The organism is Streptomyces sp. TLI_146, assembly GCF_002846415.1.
Taxonomy (GTDB): domain Bacteria; phylum Actinomycetota; class Actinomycetes; order Streptomycetales; family Streptomycetaceae; genus Streptomyces.
Window position 1 is genome coordinate 4,860,937 of record NZ_PJMX01000001.1, and the last position, 17,759, is coordinate 4,878,695.

At 73.4% G+C, this 17,759-nt stretch carries 14 protein-coding genes and 2 tRNA genes; 13 read left to right on the forward strand and 3 right to left on the reverse strand.

Annotation, left to right across the window (positions count from 1 at the left end; translation table 11 throughout):
* Positions 1 to 131: 131 nt before the first annotated feature.
* Together BX283_RS21830 and BX283_RS21835 are read right to left on the reverse strand one after the other, a co-directional pair.
* Positions 132 to 4,208 carry a PAS domain-containing protein gene (locus BX283_RS21830; RefSeq protein ID WP_101389239.1) on the reverse strand — a complete coding sequence of 1,359 codons (4,077 nt, stop codon included), beginning with the start codon at positions 4,206 to 4,208 and terminating at the stop codon, positions 132 to 134.
* 254 nt (positions 4,209 to 4,462) lie between these two features.
* A complete protein-coding gene (locus tag BX283_RS21835; protein WP_101389240.1) occupies positions 4,463 to 4,915 on the reverse strand; it encodes an SSI family serine proteinase inhibitor in 453 nt (150 codons plus the stop codon).
* Positions 4,916 to 4,975: 60 nt separating this feature from the next.
* Between BX283_RS21835 and BX283_RS40700 the strand changes: the two genes are divergently transcribed.
* The 13 genes from BX283_RS40700 to BX283_RS21895 all read left to right on the forward strand — a co-directional run bounded on the left by BX283_RS40700 (position 4,976) and on the right by BX283_RS21895 (position 17,075).
* Complete coding sequence (locus BX283_RS40700) at positions 4,976 to 5,149, forward strand: hypothetical protein (RefSeq protein ID WP_180357219.1); 174 nt, start codon at positions 4,976 to 4,978, stop codon at positions 5,147 to 5,149.
* 110 nt (positions 5,150 to 5,259) lie between these two features.
* Positions 5,260 to 5,353, forward strand: a tRNA-Ser gene (locus BX283_RS21840).
* A 284-nt stretch (positions 5,354 to 5,637) separates the two neighbouring features.
* Positions 5,638 to 5,710, forward strand: a tRNA-Arg gene (locus BX283_RS21845).
* Between the two features lie 134 nt (positions 5,711 to 5,844).
* Positions 5,845 to 6,720, forward strand: coding sequence for a DUF2797 domain-containing protein (locus BX283_RS21850; protein ID WP_101389241.1), 876 nt, complete (start codon positions 5,845 to 5,847; stop codon positions 6,718 to 6,720).
* Between the two features lie 133 nt (positions 6,721 to 6,853).
* On the forward strand, positions 6,854 to 7,225 hold the full coding sequence (locus tag BX283_RS21855) for an antibiotic biosynthesis monooxygenase (protein ID WP_101389242.1): 372 nt from the start codon (positions 6,854 to 6,856) through the stop codon (positions 7,223 to 7,225).
* Positions 7,206 to 8,117, forward strand: coding sequence for an amidohydrolase family protein (locus BX283_RS21860; protein ID WP_257583474.1), 912 nt, complete (start codon positions 7,206 to 7,208; stop codon positions 8,115 to 8,117). The genes BX283_RS21855 and BX283_RS21860 overlap by 20 nt, the downstream gene beginning before the upstream one ends.
* Positions 8,118 to 8,248: 131 nt before the next feature.
* Complete coding sequence (locus BX283_RS21865; protein WP_101392502.1) at positions 8,249 to 8,986, forward strand: response regulator transcription factor; 738 nt, start codon at positions 8,249 to 8,251, stop codon at positions 8,984 to 8,986.
* A gap of 5 nt (positions 8,987 to 8,991) precedes the next feature.
* Positions 8,992 to 10,518: a cell wall metabolism sensor histidine kinase WalK gene (locus tag BX283_RS21870; RefSeq protein WP_101389244.1), complete on the forward strand. Its 1,527-nt coding sequence runs from the start codon at positions 8,992 to 8,994 to the stop codon at positions 10,516 to 10,518.
* Positions 10,519 to 10,544: 26 nt separating this feature from the next.
* Positions 10,545 to 11,819: a bifunctional glycosyltransferase family 2/GtrA family protein gene (locus BX283_RS21875; RefSeq protein ID WP_101389245.1), complete on the forward strand. Its 1,275-nt coding sequence runs from the start codon at positions 10,545 to 10,547 to the stop codon at positions 11,817 to 11,819.
* Positions 11,816 to 13,954 (forward strand): glycosyltransferase family 39 protein, encoded by a 2,139-nt coding sequence (locus tag BX283_RS21880; protein WP_101389246.1) that lies wholly within the window; start codon positions 11,816 to 11,818, stop codon positions 13,952 to 13,954. Before BX283_RS21875 ends, BX283_RS21880 begins: the two co-directional genes overlap by 4 nt.
* A 149-nt stretch (positions 13,955 to 14,103) precedes the next feature.
* Complete coding sequence (locus tag BX283_RS21885) at positions 14,104 to 15,618, forward strand: MFS transporter (protein WP_101389247.1); 1,515 nt, start codon at positions 14,104 to 14,106, stop codon at positions 15,616 to 15,618.
* Positions 15,619 to 15,756: 138 nt separating this feature from the next.
* Positions 15,757 to 16,542, forward strand: a complete 786-nt coding sequence (locus tag BX283_RS21890; RefSeq protein ID WP_101389248.1) for a TetR/AcrR family transcriptional regulator — start codon at positions 15,757 to 15,759, stop codon at positions 16,540 to 16,542.
* 131 nt (positions 16,543 to 16,673) lie between these two features.
* On the forward strand, positions 16,674 to 17,075 hold the full coding sequence (locus tag BX283_RS21895) for a hypothetical protein (RefSeq protein ID WP_101392503.1): 402 nt from the start codon (positions 16,674 to 16,676) through the stop codon (positions 17,073 to 17,075).
* On the opposite strand, the gene BX283_RS21900 is transcribed toward BX283_RS21895, so the two are convergent.
* Complete coding sequence (locus BX283_RS21900) at positions 17,072 to 17,656, reverse strand: hypothetical protein (protein ID WP_101389249.1); 585 nt, start codon at positions 17,654 to 17,656, stop codon at positions 17,072 to 17,074. The two genes, BX283_RS21895 and BX283_RS21900, sit on opposite strands and share 4 nt — an antisense overlap.
* Between the last annotated feature and the right edge of the window lie 103 nt (positions 17,657 to 17,759).

The following is a 17,759-nucleotide window of genomic DNA, read 5'->3' on the forward strand; positions in this document are numbered from 1 at the left end:
GAGGTGGCGATGGCCATGTTTCACGTGAAACGTGGCTGACAGAGTGGGCTGGGGTGTGTTTCACGTGAAACGTCCCCCGGCCCCCTCCTCGTTGGCGCCGGGCAGGGCGCCAACGCTCCCGACGGCGTAGGTCAGTTCGTGCCGATCTTGGCGAGCAGGTCGACGATCCGGCCCTGGACCTCGGTGCTGGTCGAGCGTTCGGCCAGGAACAGCACGGTCTCCCCCGCCGAAAGCTTCGGGAGCTCCGGCTGGTTGAGGCCCGCCGAGGTGTAGACGACGAGCGGGGTGTGGTTCAACTGCCCGTTCGCGCGCAGCCAGTCGACGATCCCGGCGCGGCGGCGGCGTACCTGCATCAGATCCATCACGACCAGGTTCGGCCGCATCTGGCCCGCCAGGGTCACGGCCTCGGTGTCGGTGGCGGCGCGGGCGACCTGCATACCGCGCCGCTCCAGGGTGGCCGTCAGCGCGAGGGCGATCTCCTCGTGCTCCTCGATCAGCAGGACCCGGGGCGGGTGCTGCTCGCTGTCGCGGGGCGCGAGGGCCTTGAGGAGTACGGCGGGGTCGGCGCCGTACGCCGCCTCGCGCGTCGCCTGGCCCAGCCCGGCCGTCACCAGCACCGGCACCTCGGCGGCGACGGCCGCCTGGCGCAGCGACTGGAGGGCGGTACGGGTGATCGGCCCGGTCAGCGGGTCGACGAAGAGCGCGGCCGGGAACGCCGCGATCTGGGCGTCGACCTCCTCACGGGAATGCACGACCACGGGCCGGTAGCCGCGGTCACTCAGCGCCTGCGAGGTGGAGACGTCGGGTGCGGGCCAGACGAGCAGCCGGCGCGGGTTGTCGAGCGGCTCCGGCGGCAGCTCGTCGTCGACAGGCTGCGGGTGCGGGCGGTTGGCGACCTCGACGGCGCCTCCGGGCCCGTCCAGCGGCTCGGGCCCCTCGGCGCCCTCGTCGGGCGCTCCTATGGCGTACGCGCGCCCCTGGCCCTCCGAGGGGGGCGAGAGCAGCGACGTGGGTGACGGGCCGGGGCGTTCGGCCTCGGTGGTCCCGGCCGGGCGGTCGCCTTCGGGGGGCGTACCGAGCTTGCGGCGCCGCCCCGAGCCCGAGGGACCGGCGGTCGGCTGGGTGAAGGGCACGCCTTGGCCGAGCGTGCGCACGCTGATCGAACGGCCCTGGGAGGCGTCGTCGGGCATGGGCGCCGCCTCGGCGGGCAGCGGCTGGCGGGCGGGCACGGCGCCGCCCGAGGTCTCCGGCCCGTTCGCCGGAACCGCGCCGCCCACCGCCCACGCGGGCGGCTGCTCCACGGGGTGCGGCTGCGGCGGGGTGTGCTCGTCGGCGGCCTCGTTGCGTACGGCGTCGTGGCGTCCGCGACCGGCGGCCGGGCGGGGCTGACCGGCCGGGGAGGCCTGCGCGGGCCCGTTCGCCAGCGGACGGTGGGCCGGGGCGGCAGGGCCACCGCTCTGGCCGGGGCCGTTCGCCAGAGGGCGGTGAGCCGGGGCCGAAGGGGCCGGGAGGGGCTGGTGGGGGTCGGGGACGCCGGGGCGGTTCGGGTCCACGGGGATGCCGGTGCCCTGGCCGGGCGCCGCTCCGGGGAGTCCGAGGGGGCGGCCGGGCGCGTTCGCCGGGGGCTGCCCGGCGTCGGCCGGGCCGGAAGCCGGGACGGACATCGGGCCGGAAGCCGGGCCGTTGGCGGGGAAGCCCTCGGGCCTGGCCGGGCGGTCCGCCTCGGCGGGCGGGAGCGCGAACGCGGTGCGTACGGCCCCCTCCTCGGCCTCCGGGGCGGGCGCCAGAGCCCTGCGGGCCCGACGGCCGCCGGGTTCCGCGTCGGCGGCGTGTGCGTCACCGGCAGGGGCGTCGCCGCTGGTGGCGGGCAGGGCGCGGCGGGCGCGGCGGCCCGAGGGAGCGGCCGGGTCGGCCGCCATGCCCTGGGGCGGAACGGTCTCGCTCAGCGCGGCCGGGCGTCCGGCGCCGGGCTGGCGGGCGCTCTCGGCGGCGGTGACGACCGAGCCCTCGGAGGGCGCGGCGGCGTCCTCGGCCGGGCTGGGCCGCCCGCGCCGCCGCCCCGTCCCGGAGGAGCCGCCGGTGTCGCCGGACGGACCGGCATCGGGGGCGCCCGAAGTCCCGTCGCCGGGGCCGCCGATGGGGCCCGCGGGGCCGGCGCCGGGGGCGTAGGGGTGGGCGCCGCCCGTGGAGCCCTGGGCGCCCGGCATACCGGTGGCCGGGCCGTTGGGGGTCCCGCCGGACGGGCCGCCGGGGCCGAAGGGGTGAGCGCCGGGGGAGCCCCCGGGCGTACCGCCCGCATCGCCGTGCGGCGCACCGCCGGACGGACCGGCACCGGGCACTCCGCCGGATCCCGGGCCGCCCTGCCCCGTACGGGAAATCCCGCTGGGACTCCCGGCGGATCTCCCGCCGGAACCCGCGCCACCGCCGTCGCTCTCGCCCGCCTGCTGCGCGGGGATGCGTTCAAGGGCCGCCGGGGAAGCGGCGGCCGGGTCGGCCGGCTGGTCCCCCTGGGCGCGTGCCCGGCGGCGGCCGGTCGGGGACTTCTCCTCCTCGACGGGGCTCTCCAGGAACGCGTCCGTGGAGGCCCGCCGGGCGCGGCGGCGCCCCGATCCGGTCGGCTGCTGGGCCGTGACCACAGCGACCTCGGCCGCCGCGGGCTCCGGCACCGAGCCCGCCCCCTCCCCCAGCGGCACTTCCAGGACGTACGCGCTGCCGCTCATGCCCGGCACCTCGACCGTCTGGAGGACACCGCCGTGGGCGCGCACGATGCCCTGGACGATGGGCTTGTGGACGGGGTCGCCCCCGGCGTACGGCCCGCGCACCTCGATGCGTACGACCTCGCCACGCACCGCCGCCGCGACGACGACCGTGGAGTCCATATAGCCGCCTGCGGCCACCGGCGCGTTGCCCGTGGCGTCGACGCCCGCGACGTCCGCCACCAGGTGGGCCAGCGCCGTGGAGAGCCGCGCGGGGTCGATCTCGGCCTCGATCGGCGGCGCGTGGACGGCGAACTGGGCCCGGCCGGGCCCGATCAGCTCGACGGCGCCCTCGACGCCCGCCGCGACCACGGTCCCGACCAGCACCTTGGCCTTCTTCAGCTCCTCCGTACCGGAGTCGAGCCGCTGGAAGGCCAGCACGTTGTCGACGAGGGTGGTCATCCGGGCGTATCCGGCGGCCAGATGGTGCAGGACCTGGTTGGCCTCGGGCCACAGCTGGCCCGCGTCGTCCGCCGCCAGCGTGGACAGCTCGCGGCGCAGCTCGTCCAGCGGCCCGCGCAGCGACCCTCCGAGCACCGAGAGCAGCTGCTGGTGGCGCGCGGACAGCGCGTCGTAGCGGGAGGTCTCGCGCTCCAGGACCTCCGCGTGCTTCTTGGCCTGCTCCTCGTACGGGCGGCGGTCGGTGAACGTCATCACCGCGCCGACCAGCAGGTCCCCGTCCCGTACCGGCGCGGTCGTCAGATCGACGGGCACGCCCGCGCCGCTCTTCGTCCACAGCATCTGACCGCGCACGCGGTGCTTGCGGCCGGACTTCAGCGTGTCGGCGAGCGGGCTTTCCTCGTATGGGAACGCCTCGCCGTCGGCGCGCGAGTGCAGCACCAGCGGGTGCAGCTCCTGGCCGCCGAGGTCGCTGGCGCGGTAGCCGAGGATCTGCGCGGCGGCCGGGTTGACCAGGACGACGCGGCCCTCGGTGTCGGTGCCGACGACGCCCTCCGCCGCCGCGCGCAGGATCATCTCGGTCTGCCGCTGCGAACGGGCCAGCTCGGCCTCGGTGTCGACGGTTCCGGAGAGGTCGCGGACGACGATCATGAGGAGTTCGTCGCCGGAGTAGTGCGCGCCGCTGCTTCCGTAGGAGGAGGACGGTGAGGCGTACGCGTCGCGTCCGTCCTCCAGGTTGGCGCTGGTCACCTCGACGGGGAACTCGCTGCCGTCGGTGCGCCGGGCCACCATCCGGGTCGGCTTGGTGCGGCCCTGCTCGTCCTCGGTGTCGGGGCGGCGCATCGAGCCCGGGATGAGCTTGGAGTCGAAGGTGGGCAGCAGGTCGAGCACGCCCCGCCCCACGAGCCCGGTCCCCGGAGACTCGAACATCTCCAGGGCGATGGTGTTCGCGTTGACGACCGTGCCGTTGCAGTTGACGAGCACGAGCCCGTCCGGAAGGGCGTCAAGTATGGCTGCGAGGCGAGCAGCGCCTCGGGATGGCCTGCTGCTCACGACGACGCTTCCTCCCTGAACCACTGCACCTTGCGGCCTGTCACTGGGAGGGAGTCTAAAGGCAGGGGATGTGCGAGCGGCGGCGGATGAGGGGGAGCTCTCACCAATGTTCTGTGACCACGGCGTATGCCGGGAGATTGCGCCGACGGGGTGGGGCGCACCCGGCGCCCCTGCCGGGGCCGCGTGCTTCGGGCGCCCCGTCGGCGCGCTCACCGCGTGGCCGTCCGAGCCCTCACCGAACCTTCACCGGGCGCTCACCGGGCTCCGGGGAGAACCGGCACGAACGCGTCCCACCGCGCCATCTCGCAGCCGTTGTGCCGGTTGTACTCGGCGTCGACGGGCCGGCCCGCCCAGGTGCCGGTGACCCGGGCGGTGGAGTCGCCGCCGTAGATCATCGTGCACCGGGCGCCCGGAGGGACGGGCGCGAAGGGGTCCTTGCCCCAGGTGGTGAGCTTGTCGAGCCGGTCGCACGCCTGGAGGATCTGAGGGTGGTTGCCGCCGGCCGGGTGGCACTCCAGCTCGTACGTACCGTCGGTCTCGCCGTTGTGCGCGACGGTGACCGTGAGGTGGTCGTGGTTGCCGCCGCCGCTGTCGAGGAGGGGGAGCGGGGGCAGCGGCAGGGGGGCGGCGGCTAAAGCCGGGGGCGAGGCGGCGAGCGCGGCCGTGGCGGTGGTGGCGAGCGCGGTGACGACGAGGCGACGCAGCATGCGGGGCTCCACGGGGTGGACGAGGTGGGTCCGGCCCCACCGGGGGTGAACGGATTCGCCATGCCTAACGCGCGGGGGCGCCGGGCGTTGCGCATGGGCTGGGGGGCCGCCGCCGAGTCGGCTCTGGAGCGGGTCGCCGAGCGGGTCGCCGAACCAGTCGCCGAGGCGATCGTCGGGACGGTCCGTGAGTCCGCCGCGAGCACCTTCGGAGTCCGCGAAGAGTGGGTCGCCTAACGCTTTGCTCTGGCCCCCACCTGCCTAGTACCGTGGGGTGCGATTGGTGACGCGGAGCAAGGCTGTGTCATCATCTGCACGCACCACTCGCGCACGCGGGGGGTTGTGCTGGAGGCGTCGCCTAGTCCGGTCTATGGCGCCGCACTGCTAATGCGGTTTGGGTCTTAAAGCCCATCGAGGGTTCAAATCCCTCCGCCTCCGCCAGCTGAACCCGAAGCCCCGGCCCCACGGCCGGGGCTTCGGCCGTTTCCGGGCGGGTGCGGCCCGCAGGGGGGCCGGTGGGCGCAGATCCGGTGACCCCGGTCACATTTCCCCTGTTACGGGCACATCGCGCCCGCCGGACCCTCTCCCCCACCTCAGTCCCCATAGGGGCGTTTTCGCAGGTCAGGAGGGGGGTGGGCAATGGATTTCGCGTCACGGCGCAGGTCATGTAATGTTGTTCCCGCAACGCCGACCGGGAAGAAAAAAACCGGGAAGCAACGCAACAAGCACTCGTAGCTTAACGGATAGAGCATCTGACTACGGATCAGAAGGTTGCAGGTTCGAATCCTGCCGAGTGCACAGCCGAAAGGCCCCCCGGAGAGATCCGGGGGGCCTTTCTCGTATGCCCGCACCGGCCCGCCCTCCCTCGGTCCGCCCCCGGGCCCATCCCCAGCCCCGGCCCGTTGTCAGTGCCCCCGGCTACCGTCGTAGACATGGCTGGGGTGTGGCGCAGTAGTGGGGTTCGGTGGGGGGAGGACGGGCCTGGGCTGGTGTGGGTGGGGGAGCGGGGGGATCGGCGGGTCAGTCCGATCGTGTTCGGGGGTGACGTGGGGTTTCGGGTCGTCGGGGAGCGGACCTGTGTCGGGGCGAGAGGGAATCCCTGTCCCGGGGACGTGGTCGTCGCGAGGGGGAGTTCTCAGGCTCGGTGCGGGGAGTGTGCTCGGCTCGATCGGGTTCATTCCGTCGCCGCCGATCGGGTGCCTGACGATCCTCGGGTCTATCGCGTCTATCTGGCCTGGTTCGGGCCCGGACTCGTCAAGGTCGGGATCACCGCCGAGGAGCGGGAGGGCGCGCGGCTGAGGGAGCAGGGGGCCGTCTGCTTCTCCTGGCTGGGGCGCGGGCCGCTGATGGCCGCCCGGCGGTGCGAGGAGCTGCTGCGGGCCGCTCTGGGGGTGCCCGATCGCGTCTCGTACGAGCAGAAGCGCCGGATCAGGGCCTCGCTTCCCGGGGGCGGTGAGCGTCAAGGAGAAGTGCGCGCGCTGCATGCGCAGGCCGTCGGGCTCGGCGGGTGGCCCGAGTCGCTGGAGGCTCTGGCGTGCCGGGTCGTCGACCACGGGCGGCTGTTCGGGCTCGACGGACTCGTGCCCGCGCACGGGGTCGTGCGCGAGCTGGTGCCCGACGGGGTCGTCGGCGGGCGCGTTCTCGCCGCCGCCGGGCCCGATCTCCACCTGGAGGCGGAAGGACGCGTCGTCGTCCTGGACACGCGGCTCATGAGCGGGTGGGGGCTCGGGGCCGCGCCCGCCGGTGGGGGGATCACCGTGCCCGTCCGGGCACTGCGGCCTCCTGACGTGCAGGACCAGCTCTTCTGAACCCGAAAGGCCCGAACCGGGACCCCCTCGGAACCGTCCCCGGGGACCCTTTGGTCAAGACTTGGATCCCCTTTGGATCCCTTCGAGTAAGGGGTATGGACACGTTCACCGATGACAGCGGAGGGTGGGGCGCATGAGTGATCACCTTGTGGCCGGTCTCGTTGCCGGTATCGAACCGCCCTACTACACCGTCGTGTTCACCTCCCTGCGCACCGAAGGCGACCGGGGGTACGGCGAGACGGCCGACCTCATGACGAAGCTCGTCGCGGAGATACCGGGCTACCTCGGATACGAGAGCGCCCGCACCCCGGGCGGCCTCGGCATCACCGTCGGGTACTTCCGCGACGAGGACGCCATCGCCGCCTGGCGCTCCCGTCTGGAGCACCAGAGCGCGCAGAAGCAGGGGCGCGCCGAGTGGTACGAGAGCTACAGCGTCCATGTCGCCAAGGTCGAGCGGAGCTACAGCTTCCAGCGCGAGGGCACCGGTGAAGGCGCCGGCAGCTGAGGCCGAGGCCGCCCTTGTGCGGGCCTTCTGGGCCCGCCTCGGGCTGCCCGGGCTCGTCGACGTGCACACGCACTTCATGCCCGACCGCGTCCTGAAGAAGGTCTGGGCGTACTTCGACTCGGCCGGGCCGCTCACCGGGGTGGAGTGGCCCATCGCGTACCGGGAGGAGGAGGCGCGGCGCATCGAGCTGCTCGGCGAGTTCGGCGTGAGCGCCTTCACCTCGATGCTGTACCCGCACAAGGCGGACATGGCGCGCTGGCTCAACGGGTGGGCCGTCGACTTCGCGCGCCGCACCCCCGGCTGTCTGCACACGGCCACCTTCTTCCCGGAGGAGGGCGCGGGCGCGTACGTCGGGGAGGCGCTCGACGTAGGGGCCCGGGTCTTCAAGGCGCACGTCCAGGTGGGGGGCTACGACCCCAACGACCCCCTCCTGGACGCCGTGTGGGGCGCGCTCGCCGAGGCCGCCGTGCCCGTCGTCGTCCACTGCGGCTCGGGGCCCGCGCCCGGCAAGCACACCGGGCCCGAGCCCATCGGGCGTCTCCTCGCCCGGCATCCCCGGCTGCGGCTGATCGTGGCGCACCTGGGGATGCCGGAGTACGTCGACTTCATGGCGCTCGCCGACGCGTACGAGGGGGTCATGCTGGACACGACCATGGCGTTCACGGACTTCAGCGAGCGGTTCGCGCCCTTCCCGAAGGACGCGCTGCCCCGGTTGCGCGATCTCGGCGACCGGGTGCTGCTCGGCTCGGACTTCCCCAACATCCCGTACGGCTATCTCCACCAGCTCGAAGCCCTGGAACGGCTCGGGCTCGGGGACGACTGGCTGCGGGGCGTCTGCCACGGCAACGGCACCCGGCTGTTCGGCCTCCCGGACCCGGACCCCGGCAGGTAAGCGGCACCCGGCTGCTCGACCTCCCCGACCCGGACCCAAACCCCGGCCCCTGACCGAGTCCCTGCCCTTTCTCAGGGAATTCACAGGAACGCGCAAGGGCGTTCTCAGGGGGCGCTCACAGGGTGGTGGGCATGACCACCACCTCCCCGCAGGGGCGTACCGAATTGCTGAGGCCGGACGGGACCGCCGTCCGGGTGCTCGTCGTGGACGACGAGGCGGCGCTCAGCGAGCTGCTGTCCATGGCGCTGCGCTACGAAGGGTGGCAGGTGCGCAGCGCCGGGGACGGGGCCGGTGCGGTGCGGGCCGCCCGGGAGTTCCGGCCCGACGCGGTCATCCTCGACATCATGCTGCCCGACATGGACGGGCTCGCCGTGCTCGGGCGGCTGCGCCGTGAACTGCCGGACGTGCCCGTGCTGTTCCTCACCGCCAAGGACGCGGTCGAGGACCGGATCGCCGGGCTCACCGCGGGCGGCGACGACTACGTCACCAAGCCGTTCTCGCTCGAAGAGGTCGTGGCCCGGCTGCGCGGGCTGATCCGCCGCTCCGGCAGCGCGACCGTGCGGAGCGAGTCGATGCTCGTCGTCGGGGACCTCACGCTCGACGAGGACAGCCACGACGTGACCCGGGGCGGGGTGAACATCCACCTCACCGCCACCGAGTTCGAGCTGCTGCGCTATCTGATGCGCAACCCGCGCCGGGTGCTCAGCAAGGCGCAGATCCTCGACCGGGTCTGGTCGTACGACTTCGGCGGCCAGGCCAACGTCGTGGAGCTGTACATCTCGTATCTGCGGCGGAAGATCGACGCGGGCCGGTCGCCGATGATCCACACCCGGCGCGGGGCCGGGTACCTCATCAAGCCCGGCGAGTGAGCCGGATGCGTTCCCGGCGCACGCCGAGGCGGCCGCGCCGGTGGACGCTGCGGACCCGGCTCGTCGTCTCCGCCGTCGCGCTGATCGCGGTCGTCGCGGCCGTGATCGGGACGGTGACGGTCATCGGGATGCGCTCCCACCTCCAGCGGCAGCTGGACGACTCGCTGCGGCCCGCCGTCGAGCGCGCCCGCCACTTCGGTCCCAGTGGTCTCTCCACGGACTTCGTCTCCGCGCCCGGCCAGCCGTTCGGCACGGTCGGGCTGCGCACCGGCCCCGACGGGCAGCCCGCCGCCGGGGCCACCAGCGTCCGGGGCGAGCCCGGCTCGTCGCCCCGGGGGATCCAGCAACCCCTCACCGCGGGCCAGATGGGCGCGCTGGCGGCGGTGCCCAAGGACGGGCGCGTCCACACCGTGTCGGTGCCGGGCCTCGGCTCGTACCGGGCGCAGTGGGAGAGGGACGGCTCGGCCCTGGTCGGCTTCCCGCTCAAGGACGTCGAGTCGACCGTCGACAACCTGGTCCTCGTCATCGTGTGGGTGACCGCCGCGGGGCTGGTCGCCGCCGGGATCGCGGGCGCCGCCATCGTCGGCGTGGCGCTGCGCCCGCTGCGCCGGGTCGCCGCGACCGCCACCCGGGTCTCCGAACTGCCGCTGCACAGTGGCGAGGTGGCGCTGCACGAGCGGGTCCCGGACGCCGAGGCCGACCCGCGTACCGAGGTCGGGCAGGTGGGCGCCGCGCTCAACCGGATGCTGGGGCACGTCGGTTCCGCGCTGGCCGCGCGGCAGGAGAGCGAGACGCGCGTACGGCAGTTCGTCGCCGACGCCAGCCATGAGCTGCGCACCCCGCTCGCCTCCATTCGCGGGTACGCCGAGCTCACCCGGCGCGGTACGGAGGAGGTCGGGCCCGCCACCCGCCACGCGCTCGGGCGCGTCGAGGCGGAGGCCCGGCGGATGACCGGGCTCGTGGAGGATCTGCTGCTGCTCGCACGGCTGGACGCCGGACGCCCGCTCTCGTACGAGAGCACTGATCTCTCGCCGTTGGTCGTGGACGCGGTGAGCGACGCGCGGGCGGCCGGGCAGGGGTACCGGTGGCGTCTGGAGCTGCCGGAGGTGCCCGACGACCCGGTCTCCGTCCTCGGCGACGGCGCCCGCCTCCACCAGGTCCTGGTCAACCTCCTGGGCAACGCGCGCACCCACACACCCCCCGGCACCACCGTCACCGCGCGCGTGGCGCGCCGGGGCGCGTGGGCCGTGCTCGAAGTCGAGGACGACGGTCCGGGCATCCCGTCGGCGCTGCTGCCGCACGTCTTCGAGCGGTTCGCGCGCGGCGACGCCTCCCGGTCCCGGGCGCACGGCTCGACCGGCCTCGGCCTCGCCATCGTGCAGGCGGTGGTGGCCGCGCACGGCGGCGGCGTCTCGGTGCGCTCGGCCCCGGGCAGCACGGTCTTCAGCGTCCACCTGCCCGCGACGGCCTCGGCCCGACCCGCGCTCTCCCCCCACTCACAGCCTGGCCACAGTCGCACCACACAGGTGTGACAGCGGTCCTCGCGAGGGTCGGTGGCATGCGAACCGACATCTGTGTGGGGACCCTGCCGGCACGGGAGCACCTGCCCGTCGGTGCGGCGGGCGGGCCCGTACTCGACGTGGTGGTCCCCGTCCACAACGAGGAGCGGGACCTGGAGCCGTGCGTGCGCCGGCTCAGCGAGCACCTCGCCCGCACCTTCCCGTACGCGTTCCGGATCACCGTCGCCGACAACGCCTCCACCGACCGCACGCCCGAGGTCGCGGCGCGCCTCGCCCGTGAGATCGAGGGCGTACGCCACGTCCGGCTGGAGGAGAAGGGGCGCGGGCGGGCGCTGCGGACCGTGTGGTCGGCCTCGGACGCGCCCGTGCTCGCGTATATGGACGTCGACCTCTCGACCGATCTGAACGCGCTGCTCCCGCTGGTGGCCCCGCTGATCTCGGGCCACTCGGACCTCGCGATCGGCTCCCGGCTCAGCCGGGCCTCGCGCGTGGTGCGCGGGCCCAAGCGGGAGTTCATCTCCCGCGCGTACAACCTGATCCTCAAGTCGTCGCTCGCGGCGCGCTTCTCGGACGCCCAGTGCGGCTTCAAGGCGATACGCCGCGATGTGGCCGAGCGGCTGCTGCCGATGGTCGAGGACACCGGCTGGTTCTTCGACACCGAGCTGCTGGTGCTCGCCGAGCGGGCCGGGCTGCGCATCCACGAGGTGCCGGTGGACTGGGTCGACGACCCGGACTCGACCGTCCACATCGTGCGGACGGCGACCGACGACCTCTTGGGCGTGTGGCGGGTCGGGCGCGCCCTCGCGGTCGGCGCGCTCCCCCTCGACCGGCTCGCGCGCCCGTTCGGCGACGATCCGCGCGACCGGGCGATCAGCGGCGTACCGGGCGGGCTCGCCCGCCAGCTCGTCGGGTTCTGCGTGATCGGCGCGCTCTCCACCCTCTTCTACCTCGGCCTCTACTCCCTGTTCCGGACCGGCGCCGGACCCCAGACGGCCAACGCCGCCGCCCTGCTGGTGTCCGCCGTCGCCAACACCGCCGCGAACCGGAGGCTCACCTTCGGCGTACGGGGACGGGACCGCGCGATGCGCCACCAGGCGCAGGGGCTCGTGGTGTTCGCCATCGGGCTCGCCCTCACCAGCGGCTCGCTCGCGGCCCTGGGCGCCGCGAACGGCGACCCCTCGCACTCCACCGAGGTGGCGGTCCTGGTGGCGGCCAACCTGGCGGCCACCGTGCTGCGCTTCCTGCTCTTCCGCGCCTGGGTCTTCCCGGACCGCGCCACCTCACTCCCCCATCAGAAGGACGCCACCCGATGACCACGACCTCCTACCCGGCCGGCGCCCCCGAGGGGGCCGCCACGGCCCGGCCCAGGGCGGCGGCCGCCCGGCTGTGGCGCGGCCGCACCACCGACCCGGCCTGGGTCCGTCCCGCCTTCCTCGGCCTCCTCCTGCTCACCCTCCTCACGTACCTCTGGAACCTCAGCGCCTCCGGGTACGCCAACTCCTTCTACTCGGCGGCCGTCCAGGCGGGCAGCGCGAGCTGGAAGGCGATGTTCTTCGGCTCGCTGGACTCCGCCAACGCCATCACCGTCGACAAGCCCCCGGCCGCGCTGTGGCCGATGGCGCTCTCGGTACGGCTCTTCGGCCTCGGCTCCTGGCAGATCCTGCTGCCCGAGGTGCTGATGGGGGTGGGCACGGTGGCGGTGCTGTACGCGGCGGTGCGGCGCCGGTTCAGCCCGGCGGCGGGGCTCATCGCGGGCGCGGTGCTCGCGCTCACCCCGGTCGCGGCGCTGATGTTCCGCTTCAACAACCCGGACGCGCTGCTCGCCCTGCTGATGACCGCGACCGTGTACTGCGTGCTGCGCGCGCTGGAGGACGCGCGGACGAAGTGGCTGGTGTGGGCGGGCGTGGCCGTCGGCTTCGCGTTCCTGACGAAGACCCTCCAGGCGTTCCTGATCCTGCCGCCGCTCGCCGTGCTGTACGCGGTGTGCGCGCCCACGACCGTACGCAAGCGGCTCGGTCAGCTCGCCCTGTCCGGGCTCGCCACGGTGGTCTCGGGCGGCTGGTGGGTGGCGGTCGTGGAGCTGTGGCCCGCGTCCTCGCGCCCGTACATCGGCGGCTCGCAGCACAACTCCTTCCTGGAGCTGACCTTCGGCTACAACGGCCTCGGCCGGATCAACGGCGACGAGACCGGCAGCGTGGGCGGCGGTGGCGCCGGCCGGGGAGGCGGCGGCTGGGGCACGACGGGCCTGGACCGGATGTTCGGCTCCGAGGTGGGCGGTCAGATCTCCTGGCTGCTGCCCGCCGCGCTGCTGCTGCTCGTGGCGGGCCTGGTGGTCACCTGGCGGGGCCCGCGGACCGACACGGGCCGGGCGGCGTTCCTGGCCTGGGGCGGGGCGCTGCTGATGACCGCCGGGATCTTCAGCTTCATGGCGGGGATCTTCCACCAGTACTACACGGTCGCCCTCGCCCCCTATGTCGCCGCGCTGGTCGGCATGGGCGTGACCGTGCTGTGGGAGGAGCGGACCCGGCTCGCGGCGGCCGCCGTGCTGGGCGCGTCGGTGGCGCTGACGGCCTGGTGGTCGTACGTGCTGCTCGGTCGCACGCCCGACTATCTGCCGTGGCTGCGGTGGGCGGCGCTGACCGTCGGTCTGGCGGCGGCGGCCGGGCTCGCGCTCGCGGGACGGCTCGACCGGCGGCTGGCGCTGGGCGCGGCCGGGGTGGGGCTCGTGGTGTCGCTGGCCGGGCCGTTCGCGTACACGGTGAGCACGCTCCGAACCGGCCACACCGGCTCGATCGTCACGGCGGGTCCGGCGGGCGCGTCCATGGGCGGCGGACCGGGCGGCGGGCGGATGCGGGGCGGTACGGGAGGCGAGTTCGTCTTTCCGGGCGGGCAGAACGGGCGGCCCGCGCAGGCAGGCCAGGGGCAGATGCCGCAGGGTGGCGCGATGGTTCCGCCGGGCGGCGGCGCCCCGCAGGGCGGCCGGGCGGGCATGCCGCCCCAGCTCCCCGGCGGCGGCCGGTTCCCCGGCGGCATGGGCGGCGAGCGCGGCGGACCCGGCGGCATGGGCGGGCTGCTCAACGGCGCCCGGGTGAGCGCCAAGGCGAAGTCCCTGCTCACGACGGATGCCGACGGGTTCACCTGGGTCGCGGCGGCCGTCGGTTCACAGAACGCGGCCAGCTACCAACTGGCCACCGAGAAGCCGGTGATGGCGATCGGCGGCTTCAACGGCAGCGACCCGTCGCCGACGCTCGCGCAGTTCAAGAAGTACGTGGCCGAAGGGAAGATCCACTACTTCATCGCCGGAGGCGGCGGAGGCGGTGTCGGTGGCGGCGGCATGAGGGGCGGCCAGGGCGGTGCCACCTCCCTCGCCACCTGGGTCGCGGCCACCTTCACCAAGGTCACCGTCGGCAGCGCCACCTTCTACGACCTGACGGCCCCCGCCAAGTAGCGGCCGCCACTGGGGCGGTGGTCCGGGAACGACCCGGACCACCGCCCTTCCGTCTGCGCCGGGGAAACAGGCTTTACACCGTACAAGGAATCCCTTTACGGTGTACGTCAACGTCCCCATACGCTGTACAACTCCGCAAAGGAGCCCGCATGACGGCCACGGCCGCCGACACATCGGCCACCCCCACGCGGCACCCGCAGCGCTGGCTGATCCTGGGTGTCATCTGCCTGGCCCAGCTCACCGTGCTGCTGGACAACACCGTTCTGAACGTCGCGATCCCCTCCCTGAGCACGTCGGTCGACGCCTCGACCGCGGACATCCAGTGGATGATCAACGCGTACTCGCTCGTCCAGTCCGGACTGCTGCTCACCGCGGGCAGCGCGTCCGACCGCTACGGCCGCAAGAAGATGCTGGCGGCCGGGCTCGCGCTCTTCGGCATCGGCTCGCTGGCGGCCGGACTCTCCCAGAGCGCCGGGCAGTTGATCGCCGCGCGCGCCGGGATGGGCGTCGGCGGCGCGCTCCTGATGACGACCACGCTCGCCGTCGTCGTGCAGATATTCGACAACGAGGAGCGGGTCAAGGCGATCGGCCTGTGGGCCACGGTCAACTCCCTCGGCTTCGCCGCCGGGCCGCTGATCGGCGGTCTGATGCTCGACCACTTCTGGTGGGGTTCGATCTTCCTGATCAACATCCCGGTCGCGGCGCTCGGCCTGGTGGCCGTCCTGGTCCTCGTCCCCGAGTCGAAGAACCCGCTGGGCGACCGGCCGGACCTGCTCGGCGCGCTGCTCTCCACGGTCGGCATGGGCGGAGTGGTGTACGCGATCATCTCGGGCCCGGGCCACGGCTGGACGTCGGCGCACGTGCTGGTCTCGGCCGCGGTGGGCCTGGTCTTCCTGGCCGCGTTCGCCCGCTGGGAGCTGTCCATCCCGTACCCGATGCTGGACATGCACTTCTTCCGCAACCAGAAGTTCACCGGCGCCGTCGCGGGCTCGATCCTGGTCGCGTTCGGCATGGGCGGCTCGCTGTTCCTGCTGACCCAGCACCTCCAGTTCGTGCTCGGATACGGGCCGTTGGAGGCGGGTCTGCGCATCGCGCCGCTGGCGCTGAGCGTGATCGTGCTGAACGTGGCGGGCGTGGGCGCACGGCTGCTGCCCAAGCTGGGCGTGCCCAGGACCATCGCGCTCGGCATGGCGGCGAACGCCTCCGGACTCGCGGCGATCGCGCTGCTCGGCGGCGAGCACTACAGCGGCATGCTGCTCGGGCTCGTGGTGATGGGCGCGGGCATCGCGGTCTCGATGCCGGCCATGGCCAACACCCTGATGAGCGCGATCCCGCCGGAGAAGGCGGGCGTGGGCGCGGGCGTCAACGGCACGCTGGCGGAGTTCGGCAACGGGCTCGGCGTGGCCGTGCTCGGCGCGGTCCTCAACTCGCGCTTCGCGGCGCTGGTCCCGTCCGTGGTGGGCGCGGCCTCGCTCCCGGCGGCGCTCGCCGCGGCGCGTGACGACTCCGAGCGCTCCAGGATCTCGGACGCGTTCGCCTCCGGCCTGGAGACCAGTCAGCTGGTCGGGGCGGCGGCGGTGCTGGCCGGAGGCCTGCTGGCGGCGGCGCTGCTCGCCCGGGCGGAGCGCGCCGACAAGACGGTGGAGCCTGTGCCCGCGGCATAGCATCTACGGGGCGGACGGCAGCATTCCGCAGTGCGGTGCCTGCCGTACCGCCCCACTCGACTACCGCCGCAGGAAACGCCGTACGACTGTCATACGTATACGTACAGACAGTCCGACGAACCACGAGGAGGGCACGCCATGGTGTCGGCAGCCGACCGCGCGAACAATCCGACGCGTACCAGCGTGTGGCTGGAGGGCGGCAAACCGGCGGGCCGCGCGCGCCGGAGCGACCAGTCGGCGACCGCGAGCTCCCTCGACCGGGACAGGATCATCGCGGAGTCGGTGCGCCTGCTGGACGCGGAGGGCCCGGCGAAGTTCTCCATGCGCCGTCTGGCGGGCGAGCTCGGGGTCACGGCCATGTCGCTGTACTGGTACGTGGACACCAAGGACGACCTCCTGGAGCTCGCCCTGGACTCGGTGTTCGGGGAGCTGCGGGTGCCGGATGTGGACGGCGCCGGGGCGGACGCGGACTGGCGGGACCAGCTGCGCGAACTCGCCGTCAGCTACCGCTCGGTCATGGTCCGCCACCCCTGGGTCTCGCCGCTGGTCGGCCGCTACCTCAACATCGGGCCGCGCTCGATGGAGTTCGCGGCCGCCGCGCAGAAGATCCTCAGCCGCTCCGGGCTGCCCGCGCACGGCATCACGGGCGGGCTCTCGGCGGTCTTCCAGTTCGTGTACGGCTTCGGCACGATCGAGGGCCACTTCGTCGCGCGCTGCGCGGAGGCCGGGGTCACCCAGGACGAGTACTTCGCCCAGGCGATGGGCGCCCTGCGCGAACGCCCCGGCTTCCACGAGGCGATGGACCTGGCGGAGGAGCTGATGGAGGCGCGGGGCGGGGACACGGTGGAGGAGATGCGGGAGCGGGATTTTGTGTTCGCGTTGGAGATTCTGATTGCTGGGATCGAGGCGAAGCGGGAGCGGTAAGGGGGGTGTTGCCGCTGCTCGCGCTCCCGCTGGGCCGGGTCGGCCCGCGCCTGGCCCAGGGGCCCCGGGTGGCGGAGCACCCCCGCTCCGCGTGGACATTCCATGCGCTGGACGACGCTACGCTCCCGCCTATGGCTGACGCTTTCGTCACCGGTGGCGAGCACCCGTCATGTGGCATCTGCCCTTCGCGCCGATTCCCGCTCGGCGAGTTCGACGTGTTCGAGCGGCCGTGTGCGGAAGCCCCGTTCGATCCTGTTGACGGCCACCGCTACACGGCGGCCGGTGTCCCGGTGTGCGTGCACCCGCACAAGGTGGGGCTGCCGCCGGGCCGGTACAAGACCGACGGCACCCCGTTCACAATCGAGCTGAAGCTGCCAGACAGCCCGGCGGCGCTCGACGCGTACTTGTACGAGGTGATGCACAGCGCAGCGCCCGGCGTGCTGGAACTGCTCATCGAGCAGGCGGCCGAGGAGATTCCCCGGGTGTTCCCGCAGGTGGACGTCCTCCGAGCGCTGCGCCGTGCGCTCAACTAGTGGGCGGTGGCGAATCCGGGAACAAAGCGGCGGCCCCCGTCGAGGATGCCGACGGGTTCGTACTTGGCCATGACCGCCGCCCTGCGCTTGGCGGTCTCGTCCCTGCCGAACCAGTACCGCTCGTTCATCGGCCCCCACGCGGCCCGGTAGACCTGGTGGGTGTAGTCGCCGTGGTCCCACGTGCCGATGGCCTCGCGGTCCGTGGCGTGGATGAACCTGATCCCGGTCCGGTCCTGGATGCGGCTGAGGACGGTGAACTGAGCGGCGAGGGCGTGGATCATCTCGTCCACCGCGATGGCCACCGGGACTTCCGCGGCCTCCTCGTCGCCCTCGGTCATCTCGTAGACGGCGGACTTGATCGCCATGGCGCGCATGGCCTCGGGGAACAGGGGCTCGGTGTCGTGCGCGATGTCGAACCCGTCGACGAGGGCGTAGCCCATGAAGCTGGTCCAGTCCTCGTCGTACTTCGCACATGCGGTGCGCAGCCGGTCGTATTCCGGGTCGGCCTCGACGCTTGCCAGGATCTGTCGGGCTCGCTCCGCGACCCGCTCCGGGGCCGGTCGTACTAGCGTTACGGACACTGCTGCACTCTCCTTCGCTTGGGTGCATCGGTGGACCCGCCCGGCTGCCGACCGCCGTCATACGGGGCAGGCGGGCGGGGGCTCATGGGTTCGTGCCGCGCGG

What these genes read in the sequence shown, in the direction of transcription:
- BX283_RS40700 (WP_180357219.1), top strand. Translation starts at nt 4,976, where the DNA reads ATGCCTAACGCGCGGGGGCGCCGGGCGTTGCGCATGGGCTGGGGGGCC.
- BX283_RS21890 (WP_101389248.1), top strand. Translation starts at nt 15,757, where the DNA reads ATGGTGTCGGCAGCCGACCGCGCGAACAATCCGACGCGTACCAGCGTG.
- BX283_RS21875 (WP_101389245.1), top strand. Translation starts at nt 10,545, where the DNA reads ATGCGAACCGACATCTGTGTGGGGACCCTGCCGGCACGGGAGCACCTG.
- BX283_RS21865 (WP_101392502.1), top strand. Translation starts at nt 8,249, where the DNA reads ATGACCACCACCTCCCCGCAGGGGCGTACCGAATTGCTGAGGCCGGAC.
- BX283_RS21835 (WP_101389240.1), bottom strand. Translation starts at nt 4,915, where the DNA reads ATGCTGCGTCGCCTCGTCGTCACCGCGCTCGCCACCACCGCCACGGCC.
- BX283_RS21880 (WP_101389246.1), top strand. Translation starts at nt 11,816, where the DNA reads ATGACCACGACCTCCTACCCGGCCGGCGCCCCCGAGGGGGCCGCCACG.
- BX283_RS21885 (WP_101389247.1), top strand. Translation starts at nt 14,104, where the DNA reads ATGACGGCCACGGCCGCCGACACATCGGCCACCCCCACGCGGCACCCG.
- BX283_RS21855 (WP_101389242.1), top strand. Translation starts at nt 6,854, where the DNA reads ATGAGTGATCACCTTGTGGCCGGTCTCGTTGCCGGTATCGAACCGCCC.
- BX283_RS21895 (WP_101392503.1), top strand. Translation starts at nt 16,674, where the DNA reads ATGGCTGACGCTTTCGTCACCGGTGGCGAGCACCCGTCATGTGGCATC.
- BX283_RS21850 (WP_101389241.1), top strand. Translation starts at nt 5,845, where the DNA reads ATGGCTGGGGTGTGGCGCAGTAGTGGGGTTCGGTGGGGGGAGGACGGG.
- BX283_RS21870 (WP_101389244.1), top strand. Translation starts at nt 8,992, where the DNA reads ATGCGTTCCCGGCGCACGCCGAGGCGGCCGCGCCGGTGGACGCTGCGG.